The 25692-nt window shown below is 65.0% G+C and carries 18 protein-coding genes; 3 read left to right on the forward strand and 15 right to left on the reverse strand.

Annotation, left to right across the window (positions count from 1 at the left end; genetic code table 11):
* Window positions 1–12: 12 nt before the first annotated feature.
* Genes Cs7R123_RS16055 through Cs7R123_RS16090 form a run of 8 tightly spaced genes read right to left on the reverse strand, consistent with a single transcriptional unit; the run spans window position 13 to window position 8873 of the window.
* Window positions 13–720, reverse strand: a complete 708-nt coding sequence (locus Cs7R123_RS16055) for a hypothetical protein (protein WP_212827409.1) — start codon at window positions 718–720, stop codon at window positions 13–15.
* Complete coding sequence (locus Cs7R123_RS16060; RefSeq protein ID WP_212827411.1) at window positions 717–2504, reverse strand: type IV secretory system conjugative DNA transfer family protein; 1788 nt, start codon at window positions 2502–2504, stop codon at window positions 717–719. The genes Cs7R123_RS16055 and Cs7R123_RS16060 overlap by 4 nt, the downstream gene beginning before the upstream one ends.
* Window positions 2501–3370 carry a hypothetical protein gene (locus Cs7R123_RS16065; protein ID WP_212827413.1) on the reverse strand — a complete coding sequence of 290 codons (870 nt, stop codon included), beginning with the start codon at window positions 3368–3370 and terminating at the stop codon, window positions 2501–2503. Before Cs7R123_RS16065 ends, Cs7R123_RS16060 begins: the two co-directional genes overlap by 4 nt.
* A gap of 1 nt (window position 3371) precedes the next feature.
* Window positions 3372–4865 carry a VirB4 family type IV secretion system protein gene (locus Cs7R123_RS16070; protein ID WP_212827415.1) on the reverse strand — a complete coding sequence of 498 codons (1494 nt, stop codon included), beginning with the start codon at window positions 4863–4865 and terminating at the stop codon, window positions 3372–3374.
* A 4-nt stretch (window positions 4866–4869) separates the two neighbouring features.
* Window positions 4870–6405, reverse strand: a complete 1536-nt coding sequence (locus tag Cs7R123_RS16075; protein WP_212827417.1) for an SCO6880 family protein — start codon at window positions 6403–6405, stop codon at window positions 4870–4872.
* A complete protein-coding gene (locus Cs7R123_RS16080; RefSeq protein ID WP_212827419.1) occupies window positions 6402–7835 on the reverse strand; it encodes a conjugal transfer protein TrbL family protein in 1434 nt (477 codons plus the stop codon). Before Cs7R123_RS16080 ends, Cs7R123_RS16075 begins: the two co-directional genes overlap by 4 nt.
* Window positions 7832–8542: a hypothetical protein gene (locus Cs7R123_RS16085; protein ID WP_212827421.1), complete on the reverse strand. Its 711-nt coding sequence runs from the start codon at window positions 8540–8542 to the stop codon at window positions 7832–7834. Before Cs7R123_RS16085 ends, Cs7R123_RS16080 begins: the two co-directional genes overlap by 4 nt.
* Before the next feature lie 10 nt (window positions 8543–8552).
* Entirely contained in the window at window positions 8553–8873 is a 321-nt protein-coding gene (locus Cs7R123_RS16090) for a hypothetical protein (RefSeq protein ID WP_212827423.1), read from the reverse strand.
* A gap of 375 nt (window positions 8874–9248) precedes the next feature.
* On the opposite strand from Cs7R123_RS16090, the gene Cs7R123_RS16095 reads away from it, so the two are divergent.
* From Cs7R123_RS16095 to Cs7R123_RS16105, 3 genes are all read left to right on the forward strand, one after another.
* Window positions 9249–10328 carry a M23 family metallopeptidase gene (locus Cs7R123_RS16095; protein ID WP_212827425.1) on the forward strand — a complete coding sequence of 360 codons (1080 nt, stop codon included), beginning with the start codon at window positions 9249–9251 and terminating at the stop codon, window positions 10326–10328.
* A 421-nt stretch (window positions 10329–10749) separates the two neighbouring features.
* Window positions 10750–11091, forward strand: a complete 342-nt coding sequence (locus Cs7R123_RS16100; RefSeq protein ID WP_212827427.1) for a hypothetical protein — start codon at window positions 10750–10752, stop codon at window positions 11089–11091.
* 254 nt (window positions 11092–11345) lie between these two features.
* Window positions 11346–13664, forward strand: coding sequence for a DUF262 domain-containing HNH endonuclease family protein (locus Cs7R123_RS16105; RefSeq protein WP_212827428.1), 2319 nt, complete (start codon window positions 11346–11348; stop codon window positions 13662–13664).
* 135 nt (window positions 13665–13799) lie between these two features.
* On the opposite strand, the gene Cs7R123_RS16110 is transcribed toward Cs7R123_RS16105, so the two are convergent.
* From Cs7R123_RS16110 to Cs7R123_RS16140, 7 genes are all read right to left on the reverse strand, one after another.
* Window positions 13800–14636, reverse strand: a complete 837-nt coding sequence (locus Cs7R123_RS16110) for a phosphoadenosine phosphosulfate reductase family protein (protein ID WP_212827430.1) — start codon at window positions 14634–14636, stop codon at window positions 13800–13802.
* A 43-nt stretch (window positions 14637–14679) separates the two neighbouring features.
* Entirely contained in the window at window positions 14680–18228 is a 3549-nt protein-coding gene (locus Cs7R123_RS16115) for a hypothetical protein (RefSeq protein ID WP_212827432.1), read from the reverse strand.
* A complete protein-coding gene (locus tag Cs7R123_RS16120) occupies window positions 18225–19328 on the reverse strand; it encodes a DUF4007 family protein (RefSeq protein ID WP_212827434.1) in 1104 nt (367 codons plus the stop codon). The genes Cs7R123_RS16115 and Cs7R123_RS16120 overlap by 4 nt, the downstream gene beginning before the upstream one ends.
* 69 nt (window positions 19329–19397) lie before the next feature.
* The gene (locus Cs7R123_RS16125; protein WP_212827436.1) at window positions 19398–20570 is read right to left on the reverse strand and encodes a cysteine desulfurase family protein; all 1173 of its coding nucleotides are present in this window, start codon (window positions 20568–20570) and stop codon (window positions 19398–19400) included.
* A gap of 202 nt (window positions 20571–20772) precedes the next feature.
* Window positions 20773–21153 (reverse strand): hypothetical protein, encoded by a 381-nt coding sequence (locus Cs7R123_RS16130; protein WP_212827438.1) that lies wholly within the window; start codon window positions 21151–21153, stop codon window positions 20773–20775.
* A 49-nt stretch (window positions 21154–21202) separates the two neighbouring features.
* Window positions 21203–23335 (reverse strand): AAA family ATPase, encoded by a 2133-nt coding sequence (locus tag Cs7R123_RS16135; protein WP_212827440.1) that lies wholly within the window; start codon window positions 23333–23335, stop codon window positions 21203–21205.
* Between the two features lie 229 nt (window positions 23336–23564).
* A complete protein-coding gene (locus tag Cs7R123_RS16140; protein WP_212827442.1) occupies window positions 23565–25682 on the reverse strand; it encodes a DEAD/DEAH box helicase family protein in 2118 nt (705 codons plus the stop codon).
* Window positions 25683–25692: the final 10 nt, after the last annotated feature.

Consider the following 25692-nt stretch of genomic DNA (forward strand, 5'->3'; position numbering starts at 1 on the left):
GTCGGGTCTCCTTCAGAGGTTCAGGTTGTCGCGGGCGGCTTCGGCGGCGCGCATGCGTGCGGCGGTGGTGTCGAGGTGTGCGTGGTGGGCGGGGTCGGTGCAGCGAAGCCACGTGGTGCTGTCGTCGGCGCGGGTCCACCAGGTCCCGTCGATGTTGGTGTAGAACGGCATGCCCTTGCTGTGCACCATGGCCCGGCCGTTGGCCAGGGCGTCGGCCATCGCCGCATCGCTGATCTCCCGCGCGCCGGCGGTCGGTCCCGTGACGGTGGGCCTGCCGGGGGTGGCCGGGGGTCCCGCTTCGTGCCAGGCCTTGGCGAGTTCCGGGTGGGCGTCGGTGAGCACGGCGGCGTCGGTGTGGCCGGCGCGGCAGGACGGCGCCCAGAACGAGGCGGTGGCGGCGATGGTCTGGCGAAGTTCGCCGTGCCAGGACCGGGCGGTGTGCGCGGGTGCGTCCGGGGTGCCGTAGACGGCTTCGCGCCAGACTTTGAGGCTGCGCAGTTCCTCGACCAGTCCCGGGTGTCGCGGCCAGCACAGTGGCAGGCGTTCCTCGCGGGACAGTTCGTACAGGTCGTGGATCCAGATGACCCAGTCGACGAGGTCGGCCCATTCGGTCTGCTGCTCGTCGGGGCTCAGGGTGTGCCACTCGCGGATGACGGGCTTGACCTCGTACCCGCCGCCCAGATGTAGGGCGGGCGCCGGGCGTGGTTCGGGTGTGCTCATGTGGCGGCTCCGGTGGTGTGGCCCATCAGGGTGCGGGCTTCGGCGGTGGCGCGGGTGTAGTCCTTGGCGTGGGCGCTTTCGTAGTGGCGCACCATGCGGGTCTTGACGGCCGGGGTCGTGGCGTGGATGACCAGCGCTTGACGGTCCTGCTCGTCGAGGGTGCGGATCGCTTCGGGCGACATCGTCTTGCGATCGACGACCGTGGCCTGGGTGGTCACGCCTTGCGGGTTGCGCTGCGGCACGAGCAGGGTTTCGCGGTAGGTGCCGGCGAGTTGGGAGAAGTCGTCGAGGTCGTCGCCGGCCAGACCACCGAGAGCGATCTTGATGGTGGCGTTGGCCCACAGCATCCGCCGGCCGACGGCCCGCCAGCGCCGCTCTGCGGCGGCAAGGTTCTGCAGCACGCCGACGATGAAGACGCCGAAGCCTGCTGCGTACGACATCTGGTCGGGCAGGTCGGGCAGGGGAACGACGTTGGTGACCTCGTCGAGGATCATTCCCAGGGGCGGGTCGAGGCGGCCGTTGGGTGAGCGTTGCGCGAGGCGTTTGGCGGTGATGGTGATCTCGTTGACGAACGTGGTGACCAGCGGCGCGAGTGCGGCGGCCTGGCTCTCGTCGACGAGCAGATAGATCGTGTCGGTGCCACCGCGCAGGAACGCCTCGATGTCGAACGAACGACTGACAGGTCCGCAGAACACAGCGGTGGCCGCTTCGCCGAACAGGCAGCTGGTGCCGGTCTGCACGGTGGTCCACAGGTTCGAACGCGTGGTGGTGGGCTGGCGGTAGAAGCTGTCGAGCATACGAAGCACGCCGTCGCGGGCACCGTGGGCGCCGCGCAGGAGTTTGACGGGTTCGTCGTTGGTGTCGTCGGTGGACCACATGAGGACGTCGGTCATGGTGCGGCCGGTCAGCGCGGCGGTGTGCAGCCATGCCGCCATCAGGTTGGTGGCGGTCAGGCCGAAGAACCCGGAGTTGGACGCGTCGGCGGACTCCTGCTTACCGACGGCGATCATCACGTCGGCGCGTTTGCGGGCTGTGTCGTAGCTTTCGCAGCCGGCAATCGGGGTCCACTGGATGCGATGGGGCCAGGTCAGGTCCCCGGTCAGTTCCATCACATACGCGGTGCCCGACCGCAGCGTGGCGGTGGCCTCTAGGACGTCGTGGCGTACCGACGTCACGACCGCGGCGCCGGGGAACCCGCGCAGCCACGGGATGATCACCTGGGAGGTCTTGCCCTGCCGTGGCGCGGCCACCAGCAGCACCGAGGACTCCAGGCTCGCGTACAGCGGCATCGACCCTGCCGTGCCGAGCTCCACAGCCACATCGGCCAGCTGCGGCTTGCCGACCAGACCCGGCCGCAAGCGAGCCGCCTTGCCGAGCACCGCGCGCGCGGACAGGGTCTTGTCGAGCTGGCGCGGGGAGGCCATGCCGCGCCGCTGCACACCCCTGCCCCACCGGCGCCAGAGCGCCACGGCAAGGCCCCCGATGGCAGCCAGGACCAAAGCCATGACGAGGTACACCCCGGCCGGCCCGGGTAGCTGGTCGCGTGCGGCTAGCGGCCAGGCCTGGCGCGGGTCGTCCAGATGTTGCGGCAGGGCCAGGGCGATGGTGAACGCGTCACCTGGCGACGCGGCGGGCCAGGTGAACGTGAACAGCAGCCCGGCCAGTTGCCCGGACAGCCACGTGCCGACGCCGGCGAACCCGGCGGTGGCGATCAGGGTGAGGATTGCCGTGTCCGAGCCGCTGCTGGTGATGCCGCCGCCGACGCGGGTGGTGTTGGTGCTCACCGTGCCGCGCCAGCCAAACCGTCGCCGTCGGGGAACAGGGTTCCCGCAGCGGTGACGCAGTCGACCACGCCGACCCGAGTCGCGTATAGCCGGGTCAGCCGCCCGTCGAGCGCGACGATGTCGTCCAGGTTCGTGTCGACTTCCCCGCGGACGTGTAAGCGCAGGACCACTTCGGTGACCTGGTCTGATGTCGGCCGGCGGGGTGGGGCGGGCAGCTCGCCGTGGGTGAGGGCGTGGTAGACCGTGCGGTGCAGCGGATCGATGAAAGCCGCCTCGGGCAGGTTCGCGATCACCCAACCCGCCTGCGGCGTGCGCAAGAGTCCAGCCAGCACGGTGTGCTCTGCTGCGGCATGGTGCTCGTTGTCGCCTACGGGGTTGTAGCCGTAGTGGTGTTCCAGCCAGCGCTCCTGCATGCGCGAGCCGTCCTCGCTGGGCTGGATGTGCTCGGCGCGGTGTAGGGCCAAGCCGAGACGGGCGTAGGCGGCCATCGCCTGCGCGTGGCTGCGCATGACGCCGATGACCTTCAGCTCGTTCTCGATGGCGCTCGCGCTGCCGTACCAGGCGACCTGCGCATACGCCGCCGCCCGCGTCTCGGGCGTGGCGGCGCGGGCGTCATCGGCTAGACGCAGCAGCAGTGCCGCGGTGACGCCTGCCGTCGTGTGCCGGCGTGCGCCTACCGCCGCGATCTTCGTGGTGTCCCACCCGGGCTGCGCCGCGCCGATGTGCAACAGGTCGGCATACAGTCCGCCGGTGAACGGGAACTCGAAGTCGTCTGCCTGCAGATAGGCGGCGTTCGCGGGTTCGTTGACGCCGGCCAGGATCGTGCCGATCACGAGGTGCTCGAACCGGGCGCGTATCCAGTCCACGTCAGGCCACCATGCGTTCGTTGGTGTAGAACAGCTGCCGTTCCCGCTGGCTGAGTACGGTCTGTACGATCTGGGACGGCTGGCGGCCGACCTTCCACAGCGCCCGGCCGACGTGCTCGCCGGACCAGGCGGCGATGTGGGCGCACTCGGTGTCGGTGAGTCCGATGGTCTCCTTGGTCATGGCCAGGGGTGCGGTGTCCTGGCGCAGGCAGACCCGCACGTCGCAGGATGCGATGAGGTTGCGGGCGATCGTCACCTCCTCCGACCCCTGCTCGCCGACGGCTTCGAAGTCGGCCAGGCGGTGGGTGGACAGGACCTGGATGGTGCCCTGCGCCCGGGACAGCCGCAGATCAGAGTCGATCTTGCGGATCATCGCGGGCACGCGCATCGCCCGCCACAATTCGTCGCGCACGACCATGCGCACCGGGCCGCCGGGCTCGTCGATCGCGGCCTGGCCCCAACTGCTCACACACGCCAGGGTCATGGCCACGGTCTCGTCACCGCGGCCGTCGATGCGTGACAGATCCACGGTCTGGATGGGGGCGTCAAAGTCCAGGCGGATGCTCGTGGGGCCGTCGAACAGCCCGGACAGAGAGCCTTGGACCATGTTGCCCAGCGCGTCGGCGACGGGGCGGATCATCTCGCGCAGCTCGGCGACGTCCGCGCCTCGCACCCGAAGTTCGGTGGCCATGTCGGTCAGGGGGTCGCGTAGTAGCGCCCACACCGCCGGGATCGTCGGGTCGACCAGGTCGGTCGCGGCGGTCGCTTGGCCGGAGGCGTGCTTGATGGCGAGGGACAGCGCCGCCTCCTCCGTCGGGGACAGTGCCCGGCCCAGCCGCATGACCAGCAGCGAGGACAGCAGTGTGATGCGCCGGCGGTGGATCTCGTCGAGGCGCTCGCGCAGCAGCGCCGGGTCTGCGGGCAGGTTGCGGCCGAGGGGGCCGGAGTCCAGGGGGTTGAGCCGGTTGCCCAGCCCCGGCCCGAGTTCGACCGGCTGCACGCCGAGGTGGCGGGCCAGGGCGGCGTACTCGTTCTTGATGTCGCCGACGATGAAACTGCGCACGCCGTAGGCCATGAGCCGGTAGCACAGCAGTTTGATCGTCGCGGACTTCCCGGAGCCCGGCACACCCGTGATGATCATGTTGGGGTTGGTGATCAGGCCGAGTTTCAGCCACTCGATCGGGTGGCAGGAGAACGAGCCGCCCGACTGGGTGTCGATGCCGATGTACGTGCCGGCCGGCGGCATGCTCTGCCCGTACAGCCACGGGTACAGACCCTGGATCTGCCCAGTCGAGCCCCGGAACACCGGCACCGCCGGGGGCCTGGCGGCGCGGCCAGCGAACGGGCGCGGCCAGCCCAGGCGCGGCGGTACGGGCTCACGGTGCCGGCGTTCGCGCTTGGCCTTCGGTACCGCTTTGACCGGGCTGGGAACGTGCCCGAGGACCTCGGTGATGTCGACCTGGGGCAGGTCGATGCCTTTCTTACGGCGCAGCATCGGTTTACCACCGCTTCTTGGGCAGGCCGAACCCGAGCGGTAGGGCGCCCATGGCGAAGCCGATGTCGTGGGCGTACCACATGCGCCGGATCTCGATCCGTGCCGCCGCCGCGTCGGCTTCGAGGGCGGCGCACGCGTCCTCGAGTTGGCCGGGCTCGGTGACGGTCAGGGTGACGTAGCCGGTGAACCGGACCAGGCCGTGCCCTGCGGCGAGTTCGGCGTCCTGCGCCTCTGCGCGCTGCAGGGCGACGCGTTCGTGTTCGGGGACGATCTGCTTGGTGCGCTGGCGCATCCCGACCGCGACGCTGCGCTTGGTCCGCTCCCCCATCACCTCCCGGCTGGCTTCGCGCGGGCCGAGGGGTTCGATGTGCAGGCTGAATGCACGCCGGTGGGCGCCCTCGCCCAGCAGCGGCGCGAGCACCGTCGAGTACACCTGGCTGCGCGGCCAGTCATGCACCCAGTAGGTCACCGAGTGCGCGCCGTCGTGGGCGTACGCGTCGGGCTTGCTCTCCGCCGCAGCCGGGCCCGCCATGGCCGGGTCCACGCCGGCGGGTAGGCCGTCGGCGCCGATGGCCGCGGCATTGGCACGCCGCTCCGACAGGTGCCGCCCGGCGTGGGGGTCGAACGCGGTCCGGATCACCTCCGCCAGATCCCGTGGGCTCAACCACGACTCGATCTGCAGATCCGCGCCCGCGATCGACGCCGCCATGGCCCGCAGGTGCCGGGTCAGCACCGCCGCGGCGGCGGCGCTGCCGCCACCGGCGCTCTTGATCGCCGCGCTCGCCCGCCGCTCGTCGAGGGTGAACGACAGATACGCCTCCCGCTGGCTGGTGGCCAGCGTCGCCGTGGACAGCAGGCCCGCCGTCACGGCTACAGCCTGCTCCGGCGCGCCCGCGGTGATGTGGTCGTTGTGCCAGCGCCGTAGCGCCGCACCTGATTCGGGCACGATGCGCTGCAGCGCCTGGACCCGCACGATCTGGTTGCCCTGAACACACAAGCCGGCCAGTAGCGCACCCCACCCGGCCACCCGCTGATCCCGGCGCCCGGAGTCGACCAGGCTGATCCCGGAGTAGCGGACCTTCGCCACCGCCGTGTAGGTGCGGTCCAGGCGGTGGTAGGCGATCGCCAGGGGTCCGCCGCCGGGCATCTGCCCGCCCAGGATCTTCACCGGGGCGAGGACACCGGGCAGGTCCATCGGCTTCGGGCCCGTCGCGTCCGCCGACGTGTCGGGAGCGAACGCGGCCGACAGGAACTTGTGCCGGTTACGTGCCCGGTTGGCGTGGTAGGACACGAACGCCGCTGCCCACTCGTCGACCGTGCGCCCGCCCAGCCGCAGGAACGCCAGCGTGGCCAACGCCGCGGCGACCGGCCACAACACCACACCCGCCTGCGGCCGCGACGCGGCCACCGGCCAGATCCCGGCAAGCACCGCAGCAGCGACCATCGCCGCCCGCTGCGCCGACATCCCGAACAGGAACGCGACCTTCTCCTGCTGCCAACCCATATACGTACGCGGGCCGGACTCACTGCTCGTCGTCATCGCTGGACTTCCTCGATCGGGCTGACATGGGCACCGGGCTCGTATGCCGGAGCGGGTTCGATGAAGCGGGTCTCGGGCATCAGCCCAGCAGGACCAGCCTCGGCAGGCGCCGGCACGGGTGCGGGGGCGGCACGTTCCGGCTGCTGCGCAGACGGCGACGGGACAGGGCTGGACCACTCACCCGCGAACTGCGGATGACCCGCCGGACGCCCATGAGGCTGCGCGCCCTGGATACCGGCATGGCCGGCCATCTGCTCCATCCGGCCCGACAGCGAGTTCACCGCCCGCTGCGCCATGTCGATACCCGCCGCCGCGACCGCGACCGGCCACACCGCCGCACCCAACACACCAGCAGCACCAGTGCCGGCACCGGCACCGGCACCGGCTGGGCCGCCTACGGCCAGGCCGCCCTGGGCTCCGGCGGACGCCATCGTGCGCGCCTCCGACACCTGCGCGAACTGCGCCGGGTTCACCCCCACCGGGCCGCCACCGCTGTTCGCGCGGCCCGCGGCGAAGCCGAGCAGGCCCGCCATCCCGCCGGAGCCGACGTGGACCGTGGTGAACGTGAAGAACCGGGCGATCACCGGCCACGCCACCACCGCCATCAACAAGATCAGCATTCCGGCCAGCAGCGTCGTCAGATCCTGCACCTTCACCGGCTCCGACGGGCCGGTCCCGGCAGGAGGGCTGAGGACACCGAACCCGATCGCGAACACCAACGCGATCACCGGCTTCAACACGATCAACTGGATCGTCGCGGCACACATCTTCGACCACCACGACCGCGTCGACTCCGACACCAACCCCGCCGCCGCGATCGGCGCTGTCGCCAGCAGCACCAGGATCGCGCCCTGACGCAGCAGCATCTCGAACCACAACGCCAGCGTCAGCACGATCCCGACCAGCGACAGGATCAACATCAACGACCCCGACACGACAAGGGTCTGGTTAGGGTTCGGACCACCCCACTGGAACAGCAGCGTCAGCCGCTCCTTCAACCCGTCGGAGTCGCCGAACGACCGACTGATGATCCCCTCGGTGATCTCATCCGCGGCCTCCAGACCGGCCTGGGCGATCCACAACGTGAACGCGAACGCCAGCGCCGCCTTACCCACACCGACCACACCGGTCGCCAGTGCCGACCCGTCATGCGTCACCGCCGTGCGCACCACCTGCACCAGTAGCAGCAACGCGATCAGGGCGATCCCGACCCACTTCGCGATCCCGTAGGGACCCTCCAGGGCCATCAAGTCGATCTTCGGAAACGCCGCGAAAGCGCCCGCGAAACCCTTCATCAGCGACACCGCGGCATCAGCGAAGCTCTTACACACCGACTCCCACGCGTTCAGCGCCGCGCCCCCGATGACGTCATCGATGATGTCGCCCGGGCACCCCGTCGGGTTGTTGATTAGATCGCACTCGGTCCTCAAGGCCGGAGCTCCAGCCATCCCTTTGCCGCAGCCTCGGATGACCCGGGCGTGGTCGCGAGCGAGCTAAAGTCGGTGGCTTTGGTGGTGCCCGGCTTGAGCGCTTTCCAGTCGCTGTTCGCCCAGTGCATCTCCATGGGGAAGACACCGATTTTCGAGATCAGCTTGCCGTCGGAGCCGACCATGGACAGATACCCCAAGATCAGAACGACGACAGCGTCTTCGCTCGGCGAACGCAACTGGTAGGCAGCAGGACCCAGCGTCAAACTCGCGTTTGCAGGGATCGGGCCGGCCAGTGGAAGACTCAGCCTTTGCCGGGAGTTGACCGGCCCCTGCGCGAAGTAATCACGAGCGTTCTCGAATGAGGGATCTGCGATAGCGCCAGCGATCATGCGTGCGCGATCGGGATCCAAGGTAGATCCGATCTGAGTCGCGTACTCGGCGGCCGCCGACACCGCCCCCGCGACGGTGTGGGGGTAACCGACCGAGACGCCGTCGACCGTGTATGAGCCCTTGATCAAGGTCAGCGGGCCGGTCGGTACCGACAGGGTCGGCTGGACACTCGGCTCGGGCTTCGGGTCAGGCGAGGTGTTGGCCACGACGATCACGATTGTGGTTACCGCGATGGCGATCACGGCGAGTGCCGCGATGATGATCAGGATGGGTCCGGTGCGGCGGGTGCGTCCGGTCTCCAGGAAGCTGTTGCTCATCGGCGCGCGTTCAGCTCGCGGCACCGAAGACCGTGTTAACCAGGGGGATCGCGATCGCCGTGGCGATGACGCCGCCGATGGCCCACACGAACGCGGACTTGCCCTTCTCCGCGGTGTCCGGTCGGTTGGACAGCTTGCCGATGGCCATCATGCCGCCGGAGGCCAGCGCCGCGATCGCGCAGGCGATCAGCGCGCCCCACTTGACGTAGGACAGCAGCAGCGACACGCCACCATTGCCGCCGGTCGGGTCTACCGGCGCCGGGTTGGGCACATCAGCCAGGACATCAGCCGCATAAAGGGCATGGTTGAGCAGCGTTGCGGAGATGGACATGGTTGCTCCGGGGGTGTCACGGCAAAAGGGGGTGAGACGCGAACCGGATGCCGCGGAGGAACCGGCCTCCTGCCTGCGGACATCACACTCGGTGACCGCGTCGGCTCACCAACCTGCCATTCGCCCCCGGCCGAGGTCAAGCCAGGTCAGAGCACTTACGTAAAGTTTCTCAACTAGGTCGTCTCGGCTTGCGCCGCAGGTCAGAGGCCACGTAGCCTCACGTCCGCATCGCGTGTCACTGCGCGCCTCCTCGGCCGCGCAGACCGGCTGTCACGCTGCCCGGCCCACGATCCCCCGATCGCAACCCAGGCAGAACGGACACCCCATGCCCCCACAGCCTCATCCGGCTCCCGCGCGCCCGCCCCGAGCTCGCCGGTGAACCTCAAACACCTCGGCATCGCCGCCGCGCTCGCCCCGGTCCTGCTCGCCCTCGGCGTTGCCGTCAGCGCCACCGCCAGCGGAGCCCTAGACCCCGTCGCCTCCACCGGCTGCCTACCCGCCACCGGCACCGACCCAGCCACGGCCCTGGCACTCAAAGAGCTCAGCCCTGTTCAGCTCGCCCACGCCAAGACCGTCTACCAAGTGTCGGCCGGGCTGAAGCTCCCACCCCGGGCGGCGGTCGTCGCCCTAGCCACCGCGCTACAGGAAAGCCGGCTGCGCAACCTCGCCAACACCAACGTGCCGAACTCCCTGCTGCTGCCCCACGACGGCGTCGGCACCGACCACGACTCCGTCGGACTGTTCCAGCAGCGCCCCTTGCCCCCCGACGGGCAAGGCGGGTGGGGCACCGTGAAAGAACTAATGATCCCGCAGACCGCGGCCACCAAGTTCTACCGCAAGCTGACCACCATCAAAGACTGGCAACAGCTCCCGGTCACGGTCGCGGCCCAGCAGGTACAGGTGTCGGCATTCCCGGACGCCTACGCCAAGCACGAACCCCTCGCCACCGCCATCACCCTGGCCATCGGCGGGGACAACCTCGCCTGCACCATCAGCAGCGGACCGATCTCGGCCATGGGCTGGACCAAACCCGTCAACGGCCGCTTCGCCAGCGGCTTCCACACCCCGGACCGGCCAACCCACAACGGCGTCGACGTCGCCGCCCCCAAAGGCACCGCCATCTACGCCGCAGCCGCCGGCAAGGTCACCGTCGCCAAGTGCGGCAGCGCAAACTGCGACATCGACGGATCACTAAACATGCCAGGCTGCGGCTGGTACGTCGACATCACCCACCCCGACCACACCCTCACCCGCTACTGCCACATGCTGCGCCGCCCGTACGTCACCGTCGGCCAACAAGTCGTCGCCGGACAGCAGATCGGCGTCGTCGGCACCTCGGGCCACAGCACCGGACCCCACCTGCACTACCAGACCCACATCGGCGGCCCCTCAAACAACCTAGCCGTAGACCCCATCATGTTCATGGCAGCGCGAGGAGTAGACCTAACCAAATAGTTTCAAAGTATGACTATTAGACCATAATGGTGCTTTATCGGATCACGCTTTACAAGACGCCTTCCCGCCAGGCTTAGCGAAGCCTGTTTCATAGGTGCTAGTCCGCAGATAAGTCGAGGCGGCTGAGCGTTCGAGGTGTGATCGGAAGCCGACGCAACACTGCTTGAGAATGTACGCTTTTGGCCCGATCCTGGCCGCGCCCGCTTCGGGACCCGATTGTCGCTCGCCATAGGTCGGCCTAGACAAGCGACCCGGCGAGATCGTGGCTAAAGCTCGCTTCGCTCGCACCACGATCTTTCCGCCGGGCCGCTTGCTGTCCGCCCTACGGCGAGCTTTCAGCGGCTCCGCCAGCGGGTGCTGGCGCGATGGCGATCGGAGCGACCTGGTGGAAAATTCTCAGGATCCTGCCCAGCGAGTCACTGTGCAGATGAAGCTGGAGGTCGACCGCAAAAATCTAGTCGAGCTTGCCTTCGGGGCCGACATTAGCGAGAGGCCCACCGTGGGAGAGGTGCGGAGTGCGGTGGTCAATCGCATGCTCACATACGGGCTCGACGGATGTCGGCGCTATTACAGGCTTGCCGAGCGGGACGCCCACGAGCGGAGCGCAAACGATCTTCATAATCGGCGGCTTGAGTGGTACCGCCAGCAGATTGACCGTGCCTGGCCCGCTCGAACCACTCGGTCACGCTCCGGTGTTGCCGCGCGCACGTTGCTTGAGGTTCTGGCGACACCCGTGGAGAACAGCAAGCCGCTTGACGAATGAAACCGATGGTTCCTCGCGGCCCACAGTCGCTACTTGCATGCCGATCAAGTGGAGGGCCAGAGTCCAACCTAACGGCTAACCGGCTGCCGTCGTCGGGCCTGTTTGCTGGGCCACAACTATGGGACGCTCTCTAGCATACCTGCTCAAATCCGCTCATTCAGTTTCGATCAGAATCTCAAAAAGGGGTCTCCCGAGCGTCGCTCGCCAACGGTACGCTTTCGAGCGATCAACCGAGGGTGACCGATGGGGGCCGTATGGAAGCACGTGAGATCTTCGACGCAGCACCACTGGCGATTTCACAGTTCTTGAGTGAAACTGGTCAGGGTTTGTATATCCCGCCTTACCAGCGTGCGTATAGCTGGGAACAGACCAAGGTGCGGCGACTGTTCGAGGACATAGCTCATGGCTTAACCCAGCTCACTCAGTTCGAGGATTCGATCTGCTTCCTGGGTACGGTCATCGCCCTTCGTGACCTTAGCTACGTGACGGTCGAGCCGATTCATCGCTCTCAGGTCCCCCCCAAGGTGATGACCATTATCGATGGACAGCAGCGACTGACCACCGTGTTGATCTTGGCAACGATCCTGCATGAAGAGATTCGGCTAAGGAGCGAGCAGATCCAAGCGGATCAGACCGCTCGTTGGCTGTACAACCAAGCTCTCGACATCGTTGGTCGACTCGCTCCCACCTTCGAAGAAGACATGCGCTACGGTGACAACAACTTCCGGTATTACCCCCGCATGATTCGCTCCTATCATGACGCGTGGTCCCGGATGACCGGCGAGGCACGTTATGAATCGCCGATCGGTTTCTACCTTCATAGCTACGGCGCTCACGCACGAAGCTCCGATGCTTCGAAGCCATACAAGCATGTCGCGCTTGAAGCTGAGACTGAGCCAAGCAATCGCGAGGCCCACAACCATCTCTCACGTGTCAGGGAACACATCCGCAAAACCGTTCGGCAACAGGCGCGTGCAGATAGTTCCGACGATGGCGACGACAACTCCTTTCCTAGCCTTTCGACTGTGCTGAGTTCAGCAAAGCTGCAGAGCGCACTCTTCAACAGTGACAACGCTATCCCGGTTGAAATTCAGGAATCAATAGAGGACAAGCCTCGCTGGGCAGAGCTTCTGAGACTTATCGTCTTCGCGAACTACCTCCTGCGTCGCGTAACAGTTGCTGTCGTTACGGCCAAGCGCGAGGACTACGGCTTCGACATGTTCGAAGCCTTGAACACCACCGGTGAGCCGTTGACCGCACTGGAGACCTTTAAGCCGAAGGTCATTCAGGCTGAGGGGCTAAAGGACTGGGAGAAGTCGCCGTCGAAAAGATCATTTGACGTCATCGATGCATTTTTGACCCGCGAGGGCGATACGGCCGACCGAAAGCAGTCGGCCACGAGCAACCTACTAGTGCCGTTTGCCTTGATCCAGAGCGGCACGAAGCTGAGCAAACGCCTCAATGATCAGCGGCGCCACCTTCGCGATCAGTTCGACAAGCAACCGGACCTGTCAACTCGCCGAGACTTCCTGGCAACACTTGAGCAGCTTGTTCAATTCACTGACGGTCCATGGAGGCATCCAGAGCAGCTCGAGGCTTATAATTCTGCGCTTAGCGGAGATGCCTCACTTGCTTTAGCAGTTCTGGGATCCGCCAAGCATGACATAGTCCAGGCGCCGCTCACTCGTTTCTACGCGGCCTATCGCCTGTCGCCGTCGGACGAAGTGGATCGCCGAGTGCAGCATTTCTTGAGCGCTGCGCGCATGTGCGCCGCGTTCTATGCGCTCTGGCGCGGTGCTCATGGCTCCACCGCCGGCATCGATGACATCTACAGGAAGTTGATGCACCTGGGCGAGCCAGACAGCGCAGTCCCCCCGTTGGCGCGCGACCAACGGCAGCTCGCGGCCGAGATCGATGTCGACCTCCTACAGAAGTATCTGCTCAAACAACTGGGCAAAGGGGGCCTCGACGATAAGGCGAAGTGGATCACGCGTGCCGCCAGCGTGCCTGTCTACACTGCCGCCCGACCACTGGCTCGCATACTGCTGCTGGCCGCCAGCCACAACTCGTCCCCTGACGTGGAACGGCCGGGCCTAATCAGGTGGGGTCGGGATGGGCTGCTTGAAACCATGACGTTGGAGCGCTGGCGTGACGATGCAACCCTCACCATCGAGCATGTAGCCCCGAAGGAGGCGAACGATGGCTGGGATTCGCGCATCTATGACGGCGATAACACTCAGCACACCCTGGGCAACCTCACTCTGATGCCTTCCATCGAGAACTCTTCCGCCAGCAACCGACCGTGGCCGGTTAAGAGAACGATGTATAGAGCATTTTCTGCCCCCACTATCGATGACGCGGAGAAGCTGATTAAGGAAGCGGCCGACCAGGGTTTGATTCTGGGCAGCAACGCCAACCAGATCATGTTGCAGGCACGTCACCTACCTCTCGTTGCTGCACTTGGGCAGCGCGAAGAGGACTGGTCTGTCGAGTTTGTTCACGAACGGTCCGAACGGCTGGCGTCATTGGCTTGGGACACTCTGGCGCCCTGGCTTGGGCTGCCAAAATCGTGAAAATGCAGGCCTGCGGTCGCGACCGCAGGCCTGCACCCCAGGGCACTACAGGCGAAACAAGCTCTAGATGTAGATGTTTGACCGCGACCCGTCACAAACGCACTGGCACGGATGAACGGCGGGCCCGATTTGGCGCTACAAATGGCAGACCGCGCATCCCGCCTCGTCGCTTTCCTCATCGAGGGCGTCAGTAAGAATATCGATGAGAGGCAGGTTGGGTCGACTGCGTTGGGCCGCTCTCACCAGGGCTTCTTCATGCTTGCGCTCGATTTCGTCGCGCCGGCCGATCAGCTCCCGCAATGACTCGCCCTGTGACCAGGTGTACTTGCGACCCCGGGATGCGGTGGCCTCGAAGTTGACTTTGTCTTCGTATTCCACTGCACGTTCGAACAGATCAGGGTGACGGTCGGCCAGCCCAACCCATTCGTGCTTGCGTTGAAAGAAGCAGAAGTAGCAACCTGACCTTGTACGCCATTCGTAGTAGTCCGGGAGGCCGATTCCAGCCTGGTCGAGGATGCGGTTCACGCCGTCTAGATCGACTCCGTCCTCCCTGAAGGGGAACACGGCCGTGATGTTGGTTTTAGTGCTGATGTAGCCCAGCCTGTTCTCGTCCGCCCTGATGGCCACGTATGAGATTGCTTGGTCATCTCCCAACCAATCCTCGAGTGGCTTGAGCTTCAGTTGCCTGGTGCACCATCGCATGCTGGCGCTCGGTAACGTTCCCTGGTAGATCTGCATCCAGTGGTCGAAGTCGCGGGCCGCATTAAGCCGAACGATTTGTTTGCCGAGCGCCCCTTCGAGACGACTCAGGAAGTCGTAGGTCTCGGGCAGTTCGGCACCGGTGTCGCAGAAGAAGTACTCCATCTGCGGCACCTTGTCTCGCATGTGTACAGCTAGCGCCGAGGAATCTTTGCCGCCAGAGATGCCCAGGACGTGTCGGATTGGCTGGGCAGTCTGCACCGGGATGGTCATCCTACGCCTTCTTTCGCGGGGGTATGTCTGGCATCGTGCGGGGCTATGCTTCGCTCTGCTGGTCAGAGAGGACTTCTTGGGCTAGCAGAGCAAGCAGGATTCGCGCGCCGTTGGCTCCCAGGGCCTCTCGCGCTTGCCGAGCCACATCGCTTGCGAGTGATCTACCTCGCTCGATTTTGGCGTCGGGGACATGAACTATTGCCCTGTCCTCATCGCCGGAGCCGCTGGTCAGGGTGATCACGTGGGATGTCACCGCCTCGTCGGCGGCAAGCGTCTTTCGGTCTTCGAGGATATGGCTTACGCGATCGACGGAGCGAGCGAGCGCTCGTGCCTGCTGAACGAAGGTCTCCTCGTCTGTGTCGCGCCACTGGTTTATGCCGCGACCTGCGATCCGGAGGACAAGCGGGTCGAGCCACGATTCGTCGTCGAGTTCAGTGTTGGTGGCAAGGTTGACCAGCCCTTGAACGGAGGGCTCCAGGCCACCCACGCCTTGAAGACCCGCTACGTTACGAGCCAGGTCTTTGCGGAACTGCGTCAGATGTGGGTCAGCCTGGAATGCCTCAGCAGCCGTCGCAACGACGCGTGATGCGAGCTCGTCTTGTAGCGACGCCAGTTCGTCCATAACTTCGGCCAGCCGGCGCGCGTAGGTGTTGATCATCGCTTTGTCCGTGCGGCCTTCGCGGTTGATCGGCTCTAGGCCCAGCGCCTGCGGCAGCTGAACGAAAAGCAGCCCGTCTATCTCCTGGGCTGTGCTCAGAGCCGCGCGGACCTGTTGTGCCTGCGCGCTGGTGCGCCGCGTGGACACGGCATAAGGGGTGAGCGCCCTGTACCGATCGAGCAGCGCGCGGGCTACCGCTACCGGCGCCGCGTTGCGGATGTTGGCGGCAACTGCTCGGTCATTGAGTCCTAGCGCGGCGGCCAGGGCGGTCAGGGCAGCTTTGCGAGGTCCTGAATCTGTCGCCATGGACCGGATGGCGAACCGGCCGGGGGCTTTGGTGATTCTCTCCGCAAGGTCCGCTGTGACCCGCGGTTTGAACGATCCCTCCTCGAACACTGCAAGATCTCTGTCGCCTAACAGCAGCGCGGTCAGGATTACGACTGGCGCGATGCCCTTCTTCACGCCGTACGGCGGCTTGGCGAGCAGGTCGAACAGCTCCTGCACGGAAACCGACCTGTCTTCCTTCCTCAGGGCAGCGTGAAGCGCATTCCAAGCCGGGGCCAGGGTGGAGCCGGGCTGCGGGGGGCGGAAAGCGAAGCGAACGATCTCGTCTGCGTCGCTGTCCGGCTCGGTGTCGTCGATGTCGTGTATGCCGAGGTAGTGCAGCACCCCGCTATACATGGCCCGTTCCGGGCCGTAGCCCTCGACACCGAGGTGACGCTCTCGCGGATGATCGATCATCGCGGTCATCAGCTCACGCCGAGCCTTGGCGCCTTGGCTGGTCAGCTCATGCCGGCCAAGCATCTCGTTGCGGATGCGGGGGGACTCGGTGAACACAGCATCGCAGGCTGCCGAAACGATGCTGGCCATGCTGCGGCCTCGCAGAACGATGCTTTCGCTGGTCTGATCCTCGGTGTTCGGCTTGACGAGGTGCCACGTTGTGCCGTCCGCCGTCGGCGAGAACGCCGTGGCGATCTTTCCCGCGACGTCGGCGCTGACTTGTGCGCTTCTCTCGGTGAGTTCCCTGCGTGCGACGCTGTCGAGGGTGACATCCCTTAGCAGTTCTTCGATGGCGACGAACTGGCCTGCCGCTTGGAGGAGTTCGGCGAGTGCTGTGGTGGTGCCCACCACCACCGGTAGTTCGGAAGAGATGCGCGGGACTGTCAGCGGCTCGCCGAAATGGAAGATGAGCGTGCCGTCTGCGGCGTCTTCGACTGTCGGCAGCGATTCAAGTCGAGTCTGGGGGTCTGTTGCTTTCGTGACGAAGTGGCGGAGAATGCCGGTCTGCTGGCTGTGCTTGCCTGCGACAACAGCTCCGGGCAGGAAGCGGCTGATACCAGTGACCTTGCTGTGATCGTCCAGCTTGTCGACGATCTCTTTGATGCGCGCTCCCAGGTCGACGTCACTTCCGCGCCAGACACGGTACTCATCGCTGAACTCTCGGTAGACCAGGAAGTCCCCCTGGTCGACGAGCTCGTCGAGTCGTTCCTTCAGGCGGTGGCGTCGGCTGGAGTCGTCAAGCTCGTCCGGCTCCGAGATGGCGAGGTAGATCATTTCCTCGCTGGCACGGAGCGCCCCTGAGGCATCGATCAAATTGAGGACGCCGATCGTCTTCAGCAGTTTCTCGTCTTCAGACGACAGGCCGTGCGCCTCGTTGATCCGCGAGTCAATCTCGATCCATCGACTGGCATTGCTTGAGGCCAGCACCGACGTCCTGCCTGCGGTGAGGAAGTAGTCGTAGACGTCGGAGATGTGAACGGTGGACGCAATCTTCGGCTTGGCGGTCTCATGATCGGTGATGAACCGCCGCACGGTGTGCGGTTCATCGCTGGCCAGAAAACCCGTGATGCTCCGGTCGTGCTGACCAATCTGCGCTGCCAGCAGTGGTGCGACAACCGCCGTGATCGGGTGTAACGGGTACACGCTAGAGAAAAGGGCGTCGTCTGCGGGCAGGACCCCATCGAGACCGTGGTCCTGCCAGGCGCGTGCCGCTACCGCCGCGTACTTGATGATGCGTTTGCGCCCTGTTGCGTCAACGCCGGAGCTGTCAAGCGTTCGAGCCATGAGCTGGATCGCGTCGCCGATGTGGGCGGTGAGGGTGACGTCTTCGAAGCGTCCTTGGATCTTCGCCCACTCGCGTGACTGCAGCCCGGATGAGTGAGCAGCGTAGTCCTGGAATGACATGTGCTGCAGCGTCATGAGGAACAGCGGCAGCCCTTGAGCTCCTGCGCCCGACTCGGCGATCTCCTGAAGCAGGAACACGTCGTCCTTGGCTTCGGCATTGTCACCGCGGAACGCCAGGTGTTCCAATGACTTGCCGAACTCGTCGATGACGAGCAGCACAGGCGCGTGGTCGCAGATGCAGGCCAGAGCTTCGAGCACTTCCGTGCTCGCCGCGTTGTCGCTCTCCAACCTTGCGAGGGCCTTGGCCACCGGCCGAGGCATGGTCCGAGTCGTCCAGTACCGGTCTACTCCAAGACGCAGGGCTCGCGCGACGGTAACGACGAGAGGCTCTCGCCGCGCGGTGGTCACAGCGGTGAGCATGCCTTTCGGGACCTGTCGCTCACGTGCGGCAGCGAACCTTTGCGCCAATGTCGCACTGACTGCAGACACGCGCTTGTCAGCTTCTGCCTGCCGATCCGGGTCAGGACCCAGCAGCGCTTGCAGGAGCAGGGCAAGGGTCGACTTACCCATTCCGTAGGGGCCGGTCAGCGACCAGGCCCGGGTACGGGTGGCGTCGTCGAGCGCCGCCGCCACCCGTTCGATCATGTCTTGAGCGCGGGCGCCTACATGGATGTGGTCCAGTGGTGCGCTACTCGCGTCACGGTCGAGGTTCGTGGATCTCAGCTGGCTGGATACGATCTGTACGCCAAGCGGCAGCTCGGGCTTGCCAGCGTCGCTGACCTTCTTCGACGTCTTGGCCACCGGGCTCATGCCTGTCCTCCCACAGTCGCAAGCTGACGGCCGCGTCCGGCCTGCCGTGTCTGCAGGGCGTCATGAGCTCCAGGATGGTCTGCGTACCACTGCCGCGCCGTAGGAGTCGGGTGCTTCTTCCGAATTCCGCCGTAGTGCGCGTCGAGCAGATCCCACGCCAGGGCTTTAGGGTCTGTTTTGAAGGTGAGGCTGCGCTGGCCGAGTCCCTCGGTGAGTGTCACATTCTTGTGCCGTGCTGCGGCCTGTTCCAGCGCGGCGGCGATCTCCGGCTCTCGAACCCGGAACGCACGCCCGGGTCCGCCTGGTTCATGGGCGAGCCGGGCCAGCGATATCGAGCCGCCCTTGGCGAAGCCGTCGTTGCGCGCCGCGTAGTCAAGGCAGGCGTAGGCCAGGACAAGGGCCGGCAGCGAGCTTCGCGCGGTGGTGGTGAACTGCCAGGCGCGGGGCGTTTTCGAGTGCTCGTTGACATCGGCTGCGACAGCTTCGAGCAGGCCAAGCTCCCTGAAGGGGCAGTCCAGTAGGTCTTCGAAGCTGCCCGGTGACAACGGGTTGGTCCGCCGCCGGGCGTACATTTTGGTCAGACAGTCCACGTCGCGCTCGATTGATGCCAGAGCTGGCGGCTCCCACCCGGCCAGCCTGACGTTTCGCACCACGATCTCTGTCAGGGACGCCTCAGTAAACCGTGAGGTGGGCATGGCGTGAAAGGCGATCCACCACGTCGGCACGTAGCATGGCGGCGCCAATAGCCACCAGTGCAGCAGCCAGAGGCTGGCGGTATCTTCCAAGTACGGGTCGGCACCTTCTTCGTCGAGCAGCCAGCGAGCCTCCCACAGGGGGCTGGACTCGAACGCTCTGATGTTCGCCGCCTTAGGGTACTCGATGGACACCTTGAAGGCGTTGGACCAGAAGCGGATCGCGTTGACCATGTTCTTGCCGACACCGAGCACGACCGGTGCGTCATTACGCAGGAAGACCTCTGCCCCGACATTCGGGTCGGTCAATGAGCTATAGGCTTTGTGAAGCCAGCCGAACCGTGGGGCGAATGTCTCGTGGCGGGCGAAGGAAAATTCCGCCACGTCCCTCAGCTTAGTGTCGATCATGTGGGTGATACCTCTCGTGCCACCGTCGGTGGCGGCTTCTACGGTTGCGGGTTGGCAAGATGAAGCGGGTTAGCTCATGGCTGTACGAACCCGCCTCACCGCATCGCCTACCTGCATGATCGCTTCCTCGATTTCTGCGGCGGTCGTGGCGTGGCCGAGCGAGAAGCGTACTGTCGACTCCGCGTGTTCGCGGCTGCGGTGCATGGCGAGCAGAACGTGGCTTGGCGTCAGCGCCCCAGAGGCGCAGGCGCTGCCGTCTGAGGCGGCTACACCGGGCATAGCGCTGAGCAGGGCGTCTGCTGGAATTCCGCGGAAGGCGAGGCTGCTTACGCCGGGAAGTCGGAAGTCAGGGTGCCCATTGCGTTCGACCCCGTTGACCGTGGCGAGAATTCCCGCTTCAAGGTGATCACGTAGTGTCATCACCCTCCGCCGCTCGACCTCCAGTTGGTCGGCTGCGGCACGGGCGGCAGCTCCCATGCCCACGACGCCGGCCACGTTCAAGGTGCCGGAACGCCAGCCGCGCTCTTGGCCCCCTCCCCTCAGCAGAGGCTCGAATGCCACGGGGCATCCACGTCGCAGAAACAGCGCGCCGACGCCTTGCGGACCGCCGAACTTGTGAGCAGACAGCGACAGCAGGTCGATGTCGAGCAGGCTCAGGTTCATCGGAAGCTTGCCCACGAGTTGGGTCGCATCAACATGCAGTAACGCGCCAGCACGCCGGGTGATCTTGGTGATGGCGGCTAGGTCGGTCAGCACTCCGGTCTCGTTGTTGGCCGCCATGACGGACACGACGCTCCCGCCCGAGCCGGCCACAGCGTCCTCCAGCTCGTCCAGGAGCAGCAGTCCGTCTTCGTCGACCCCGATGATGCGAAGATCTGCGACAGGCAGTGCTCGGGCGGCTTCGAGGACTGCCGGGTGTTCTACCGCGGAGACCACGACACGCTGTGCTCTGACTGCCGCCGCGTGCAGGGCCAGGTTATTCGCTTCGGTGGCACCGGAAGTGAAGATGATCTCGTTCGGTGCGGCCCCGATGAGGTGCCCGACCTCGTTGCGCGCGGACTCGGCGCGCTCGGAAGCCCATCGCCCCAGCGTATGGGCACTTGAGGCGTTCCCCACCCGAAGAAGGGCCTCGCTCATGGCGGCCCACGCTTCCGGCCTGAGCGGCGCGGTGGCGTTGTAGTCGAGGTAGATGACCTCGCTCGCCTCTCTGCTGAGGCCCTGCACGTCATCCTCCCGCGGCACCCCTAGACTCTAGCCGAGGCTCCTGGATGGCCGCGACCGCCCGTCGCGGCGTTCGTCCAGTAGTCGACCGCCGCCGGAGATCATACGTCGCGAAGCAAACACCTGTTCGAAAAATCATCCTTTCGGCTGATGGGCTCGACCGATCGCCCCACCCCGCGATGATGGCCCGCAGCGGGGTGGGGGCGTCGACTACGGTGGGGCCCTACCCGAGAGCTGCCGGGTCGAGTCTGTTGAGGATCGTGACCGAAGGTTCGACATCGCCGATGAGGCACTCGTTGATCAGCCACTCGAGGCCATAGTTGGCGTAACTGGAGGCGATCGCGATGACCTTCGTCGGGTGTCGGAGCACCTCTTCACCTTCTGTGGCCAGGGCGAGCAGCTCGAGATGGACGATGCGCCATGGATCTCGACCGAAGATGGTTCCGTCCATGAACTTCGTCGTCTTGGCGCCGGGTTCCATCGGTCGGCGTTGCGAGGCCTTGACTCCCACACTGATGGCGAGCCACCACGCGTCGATCTGCCGTTCGAAGGGTTTACCGGCCCCCGTGGCATCCCTAATGTGGCGGTGCAGCTGCTCGGGCATGTATAGGTCCACCGCGGCATAGCGATTCGAGATCATCGCACGTACTCACTCACTGTCGCTCGACATAGCTCAAGCCCAACTCGTTGTCCTGCTTTCGAGCGCACACGCGGCACTGCTGCAGGTGGGAGCAATCACAGACGACCGAGACCGGGCCTTCGACGGGCCAGGGGTTAACGATCTCTGTCGGGTAGTGGTGGCTGCAGGAGAGCGTCGAGTAGGCCCCGGCCCGTGCCGTGATGAGGTCTTCGACTCCCGCCATCTCGGAGCGCGTCAGCAGCAGCACAACCTGGAAACCGGTGCCCGTGGCCCCAGGGGGGCGGGTGATCGCCTCCACCATGCGCCGTTTGGTCTCGCCGGAGACCATGCCGAGCGGAGTGTCGATGAACCGGGGTGCTTCGACGCCGGCAACCTCCATAAGCGACCAGACGAACGACAGTGTGAGCGCGCGCTGCGATGCTCCGTTGACCTCGAAGTCAGGGTCGAGACTCGTTCCGTGTTGGCTCGATATGGTGATGTCGAAGTTGCTGGTGATCGAGACGTCGGTGAAAACGCTCTTGCTGGGATCGCTGTCAGTGCCGACGATCCCCATGAACATGCCGCCGAGCTGGTCGGAGACGCGCTGGACGTAGTCGGTCTGAAGACGGTCCTGCACGGCCGTGGCCAGTGTTAGCAGGTCTTCGCTGACGCTCTTCTTCAAGACTTGATCGCGGCCGACGTCAGCCTCGCGCTGGGCCTTGTCGACCTGTTGCTGCTTGTCATCAAGGGCGCGCTTCTCGTTGGTGATCTGGTTCTCAAGGTGGATCTTGTGAGCGAGAGCTTCGTTGAGCTTCTTCTCCAGGTCAGCGAGATCCTCTGCCAGCAAACGCACCCGTTCGTGGTCGATGAGCTTACGTCTGTCGAGGGCGAGGTTGAGTGAGACCGCCTTGGTCCGATGGTCTGCGGTAATGGCGGAGTATTCCTCGAGCAGCTCAAGTCTGGCCGCACGGTACGCCTCGCCGTCAGGCGTCAGATCCCGAAGCGCCTTACTCTGGTACCGCAGCTGGGAAAGATGGTCGATGATCTCGGACTGCTCACGCTGCCTACTCAACAGCTCGGCGACGTGCGACCGAAGGTCTGAGCCCTCCTCTAGCGATTGCCCGCAGATGCAGACGCCCATCTCCAGCCGGTCGGCAAGGACCTGCACCGCCGTACTGGGGATGATGTTCTTCTCTGCCAACCCTTCCAGCCGAGCCATGCCGCGGCTCAACAGATCTGCTCCCAGCGCCCAAGACAGCGGCTCGCCGGCGTAAAGTTCGCGCATCTTGCGTAGACATTTGTCCTTGCGCGTTCTCAGTCCCTCGATATCACGCTCGAGGTTGCCGATCTCCATGTTGATCGAGTCGAGATCGCCAATGCCTCGGATCGCGTTGAGCTCTCGCTGCTTGGTCTCCTTGTCGTGTTCCATGACCCGTCGCCTGGCAACGGTCTTCTCAAGGTCCGCGCTCAGCCGCCCGACCGCCAGCTGAAGGTCGTCACGCTGGCTGATGAGGTTTTCGACCTTCGACCCCGCCAGCCGCGCGACCTTGCGCTCGAACTGCTGCTGTACTGCTTTGATGTCGGACACGGCGTCGGCCAGCATGCTGATGCCTAGCAGGTTCTTGATGGCGCGATGCACCTTCTCCTGGCGCTCATGCGTGTCCACCTTGCCTGTGATGAACTTCTGCACATCGTCGCCATTGGTGAAGAAGACGTCTGCTAGCCGGTTGGGCAACAAACGCTCCACCCATGCCTCAGGCGAGGCAACCTGCTTATCACCGGCGCTTTCATGCCGCCACAGCGTCAACGTCTCCCGTCCCCGGCTGACCTCTCCGTGCCCTGGAGTCTCGCGCACGCTGCGGCGCAGGGTGTAAGTCGCTGTGTCATTGTTCTGGTCAGTCACCTCGAATGTGATCTCGACATCGACATCGACGGACGTGCCCGGCTCTAGAGCCGTCGATGTCAAACGAAGGCGATCGACACCAGAGATGACCTTGAGCCGCTCGGCGCCATAGAGACCCCAGAGCAGCGCATAGTGAAATGAGGTCTTCCCAGAACCGTTCTCAGCACGCACCACGGTGAGCGGACGGTTCCGGTCGACCGAGAACTCGATCTTGACGTCTCGCAGAAGCTTGAAGTTGCGCACATGGACGCCCAGTAGGCGCATCAGGCCCTCCCGCTGAGCTGGATCACCCTAGATCCGATCGTCTCGACCAACCTTGCGATGTGGTCTTGACGCTGGCGAGGATCGGACGTGGGCTGCTCTCGGATCAGCGTGTCCAAGGCCATGACCAGCTCGCCGTGATAGCCGGTACAGCGGTCGTCGAGGGATACCACCTCCTGGCGTGCCACTTCCAGGATTCGGGGTGTGGTGGCTGACATCTGTTCCTTTCGCCCTAGAGCATCCGTTCAAGGTTATTGATCAATACGCGGGGGCCGTCAGGGTCGTACTCATTATCGGCGGTCCCGGCGAACTCGCGCACCCGCGCCAACTCGCCGAGTAGCAGCGAGCGGCCTTCTCTCGTTCCTGGTTCCGGCGGAACCACGAAGAAGTCATGCAGGTGAGCGAGGTCCTTGCCAGCCGCGCGCCGCAGGATCCGGCCGCGGCGCTGCACCCACTCTCGCCGAACCGTGCTCGAGGCCAGCAGGTAGGCGGTGTCGGTTTGTGGAATGTCGATGCCCTCGTCGAGCACCTTCATCGCCGTAAGTACCTGGTAGTCGCCGTTTCCGAACGCCTCTAGATATCGCTGAGAACCGCGCTGTGACGTCTCTTCGCTGGTGAACTCATGAAACCGGACACTCAGTGATCGCAGCATCGCATTAACATCGTCGATCTGTCGGCCGCCCCCCAGCGTTGACGGCTTCGCCGAGGCGTAGATCAGCGTTCTGCTGATATTGCGAGCGCCGGTGCCGGCAAGGAGGCTGCGCAACTTGGGAAGCTTCGCCTCTGCGTGTTCCAGGATCGCCCGACGCTTACGCAGCAGGTGCTCGACCTGGGCGTCAACGCCCGACTCCTGTCCGTCGTCGGCACGGAGGAAGCCCTTACGCTGCAGCTGACGGGTGAGATCGACATAGGCCGCCATCTCATGCTCGGCCAGAGGCACCTCGTGCAGGTAGTAGTTGTAGGGGGTTAGGCATCCGGCCCTGATGGCGTCTTGAATTCCGAACTCGAAGACCTGGTCGCCGAAGAACTCAAACAGCGTCGTGCTGCCCGTTGGGTCGTACTGCCGCTGAGGGGTGGCCGACAGGCCCAGCCTGACCTCGAACCGGTCAGGCTGCCTCTCCAGGAATCCTCTCGAACCTAGGTTGTGGACCTCATCGCCAACGAGCATGGTCAGGACCCGCTCAGGCAGCTGTTCGATGAACTCTCTGAACGTGGCGTCACCGACGAAGAGCTTCTGGGTACAGACCGCCACCACAGTGCGCTGTACGTCGCCGGCAAAACCTGCCCGAATCTCCTGCAGCCGCGCCTGCCGCTTCGCGCTGGCAAGTTCGCTGGGCAGGAACGGGTCTACCCCGAATATCGAAACGACTTCGGCCCACTGACGCATCAGCGGCGCACCGGGCACGATGATCAATACGAACATCGGGCCTCGGTGGCGGTCCTGCTCCAAGACCGCAGTAATCATGGCTGTCTGCGTCTTGCCCCCACCTGTAGCGATCGCAAGGATGCCCCTTGAACCAGCCTCCCGGAAGCTGTCTACGGCCAGCCCTTGATGCGCGAAGCGCCCCGTCCGCCATTCAACGCCCTCCGGTATGGCCAGCAGCCGGGGCGCTGCCACCTCCAGGCCCGGCGGCAAAGGCGGCTCAAGGCCACGGACATGGTCGGCGTGCCATGCTCGCCAGAAGTCATCGACCGTGGGCATCTGCGGCGCCCCGGACACGCCTGCAGTAAGGCGAAGCCCTTCGGCCAGTTCGATCGTCAGCAGATGCGCGCTGCGATTGTGCCAGTCACGATCCCAGCCAGCGATCAGCTTCTCGACGCGCGCCTTGGCAACAGGCCCGTCGCTCCACGCACGGTCGACGGTCATCTGCTCCCCGTTCACGAGGAGCCCGCGAGTGGTCGCGTTGCCGGATCCGTGGACTACCGCCCAGTCGTCACCGGAACGCAGCAGCCACTGCTTCTTGTGGTACTGGCCGACCTTCATCAGCGCGAACCTGACCCGCAAGCGCCGAGACGCGACGAGGTATGCCAAACAGTCAAGAGTGTGATGTACCAGCGCCCGATCCGACAGATGGGCATCCTCCAGCAACTTGTCCGCAGCCTCCTGAATGACCACCTCGGCAGTCTTCAGCCCGCGCTCCATGGCGTCCCGATCGGCCGCATCGATCGCCGGGCTGATTAACAGATGAAGAGCGCTGTCGGAGCTGCGCAGGAACGACGCGAGACCCGGGGCAATCTGCGCAAAGCAGTGAGAGGTGAAGAATCCGGCGCCGATTCGCACCTCTTCCGACGCCGCCATGGCGGGTACCAGAACCTCACCAACAAGATCGTCTTCTGGTATCTCGTACACGGGCGCTGAC

The organism is Catellatospora sp. TT07R-123 (genome assembly GCF_018327705.1).
Taxonomy (GTDB): domain Bacteria; phylum Actinomycetota; class Actinomycetes; order Mycobacteriales; family Micromonosporaceae; genus Catellatospora.

What these genes read in the sequence shown, in the direction of transcription:
- Cs7R123_RS16055 (WP_212827409.1), bottom strand. Translation starts at nt 720, where the DNA reads ATGAGCACACCCGAACCACGCCCGGCGCCCGCCCTACATCTGGGCGGC.
- Cs7R123_RS16070 (WP_212827415.1), bottom strand. Translation starts at nt 4,865, where the DNA reads ATGCTGCGCCGTAAGAAAGGCATCGACCTGCCCCAGGTCGACATCACC.
- Cs7R123_RS16075 (WP_212827417.1), bottom strand. Translation starts at nt 6,405, where the DNA reads ATGACGACGAGCAGTGAGTCCGGCCCGCGTACGTATATGGGTTGGCAG.
- Cs7R123_RS16085 (WP_212827421.1), bottom strand. Translation starts at nt 8,542, where the DNA reads ATGAGCAACAGCTTCCTGGAGACCGGACGCACCCGCCGCACCGGACCC.
- Cs7R123_RS16090 (WP_212827423.1), bottom strand. Translation starts at nt 8,873, where the DNA reads ATGTCCATCTCCGCAACGCTGCTCAACCATGCCCTTTATGCGGCTGAT.
- Cs7R123_RS16105 (WP_212827428.1), top strand. Translation starts at nt 11,346, where the DNA reads ATGGAAGCACGTGAGATCTTCGACGCAGCACCACTGGCGATTTCACAG.
- Cs7R123_RS16110 (WP_212827430.1), bottom strand. Translation starts at nt 14,636, where the DNA reads ATGACCATCCCGGTGCAGACTGCCCAGCCAATCCGACACGTCCTGGGC.
- Cs7R123_RS16115 (WP_212827432.1), bottom strand. Translation starts at nt 18,228, where the DNA reads ATGAGCCCGGTGGCCAAGACGTCGAAGAAGGTCAGCGACGCTGGCAAG.
- Cs7R123_RS16120 (WP_212827434.1), bottom strand. Translation starts at nt 19,328, where the DNA reads ATGATCGACACTAAGCTGAGGGACGTGGCGGAATTTTCCTTCGCCCGC.
- Cs7R123_RS16130 (WP_212827438.1), bottom strand. Translation starts at nt 21,153, where the DNA reads ATGCCCGAGCAGCTGCACCGCCACATTAGGGATGCCACGGGGGCCGGT.
- Cs7R123_RS16135 (WP_212827440.1), bottom strand. Translation starts at nt 23,335, where the DNA reads ATGCGCCTACTGGGCGTCCATGTGCGCAACTTCAAGCTTCTGCGAGAC.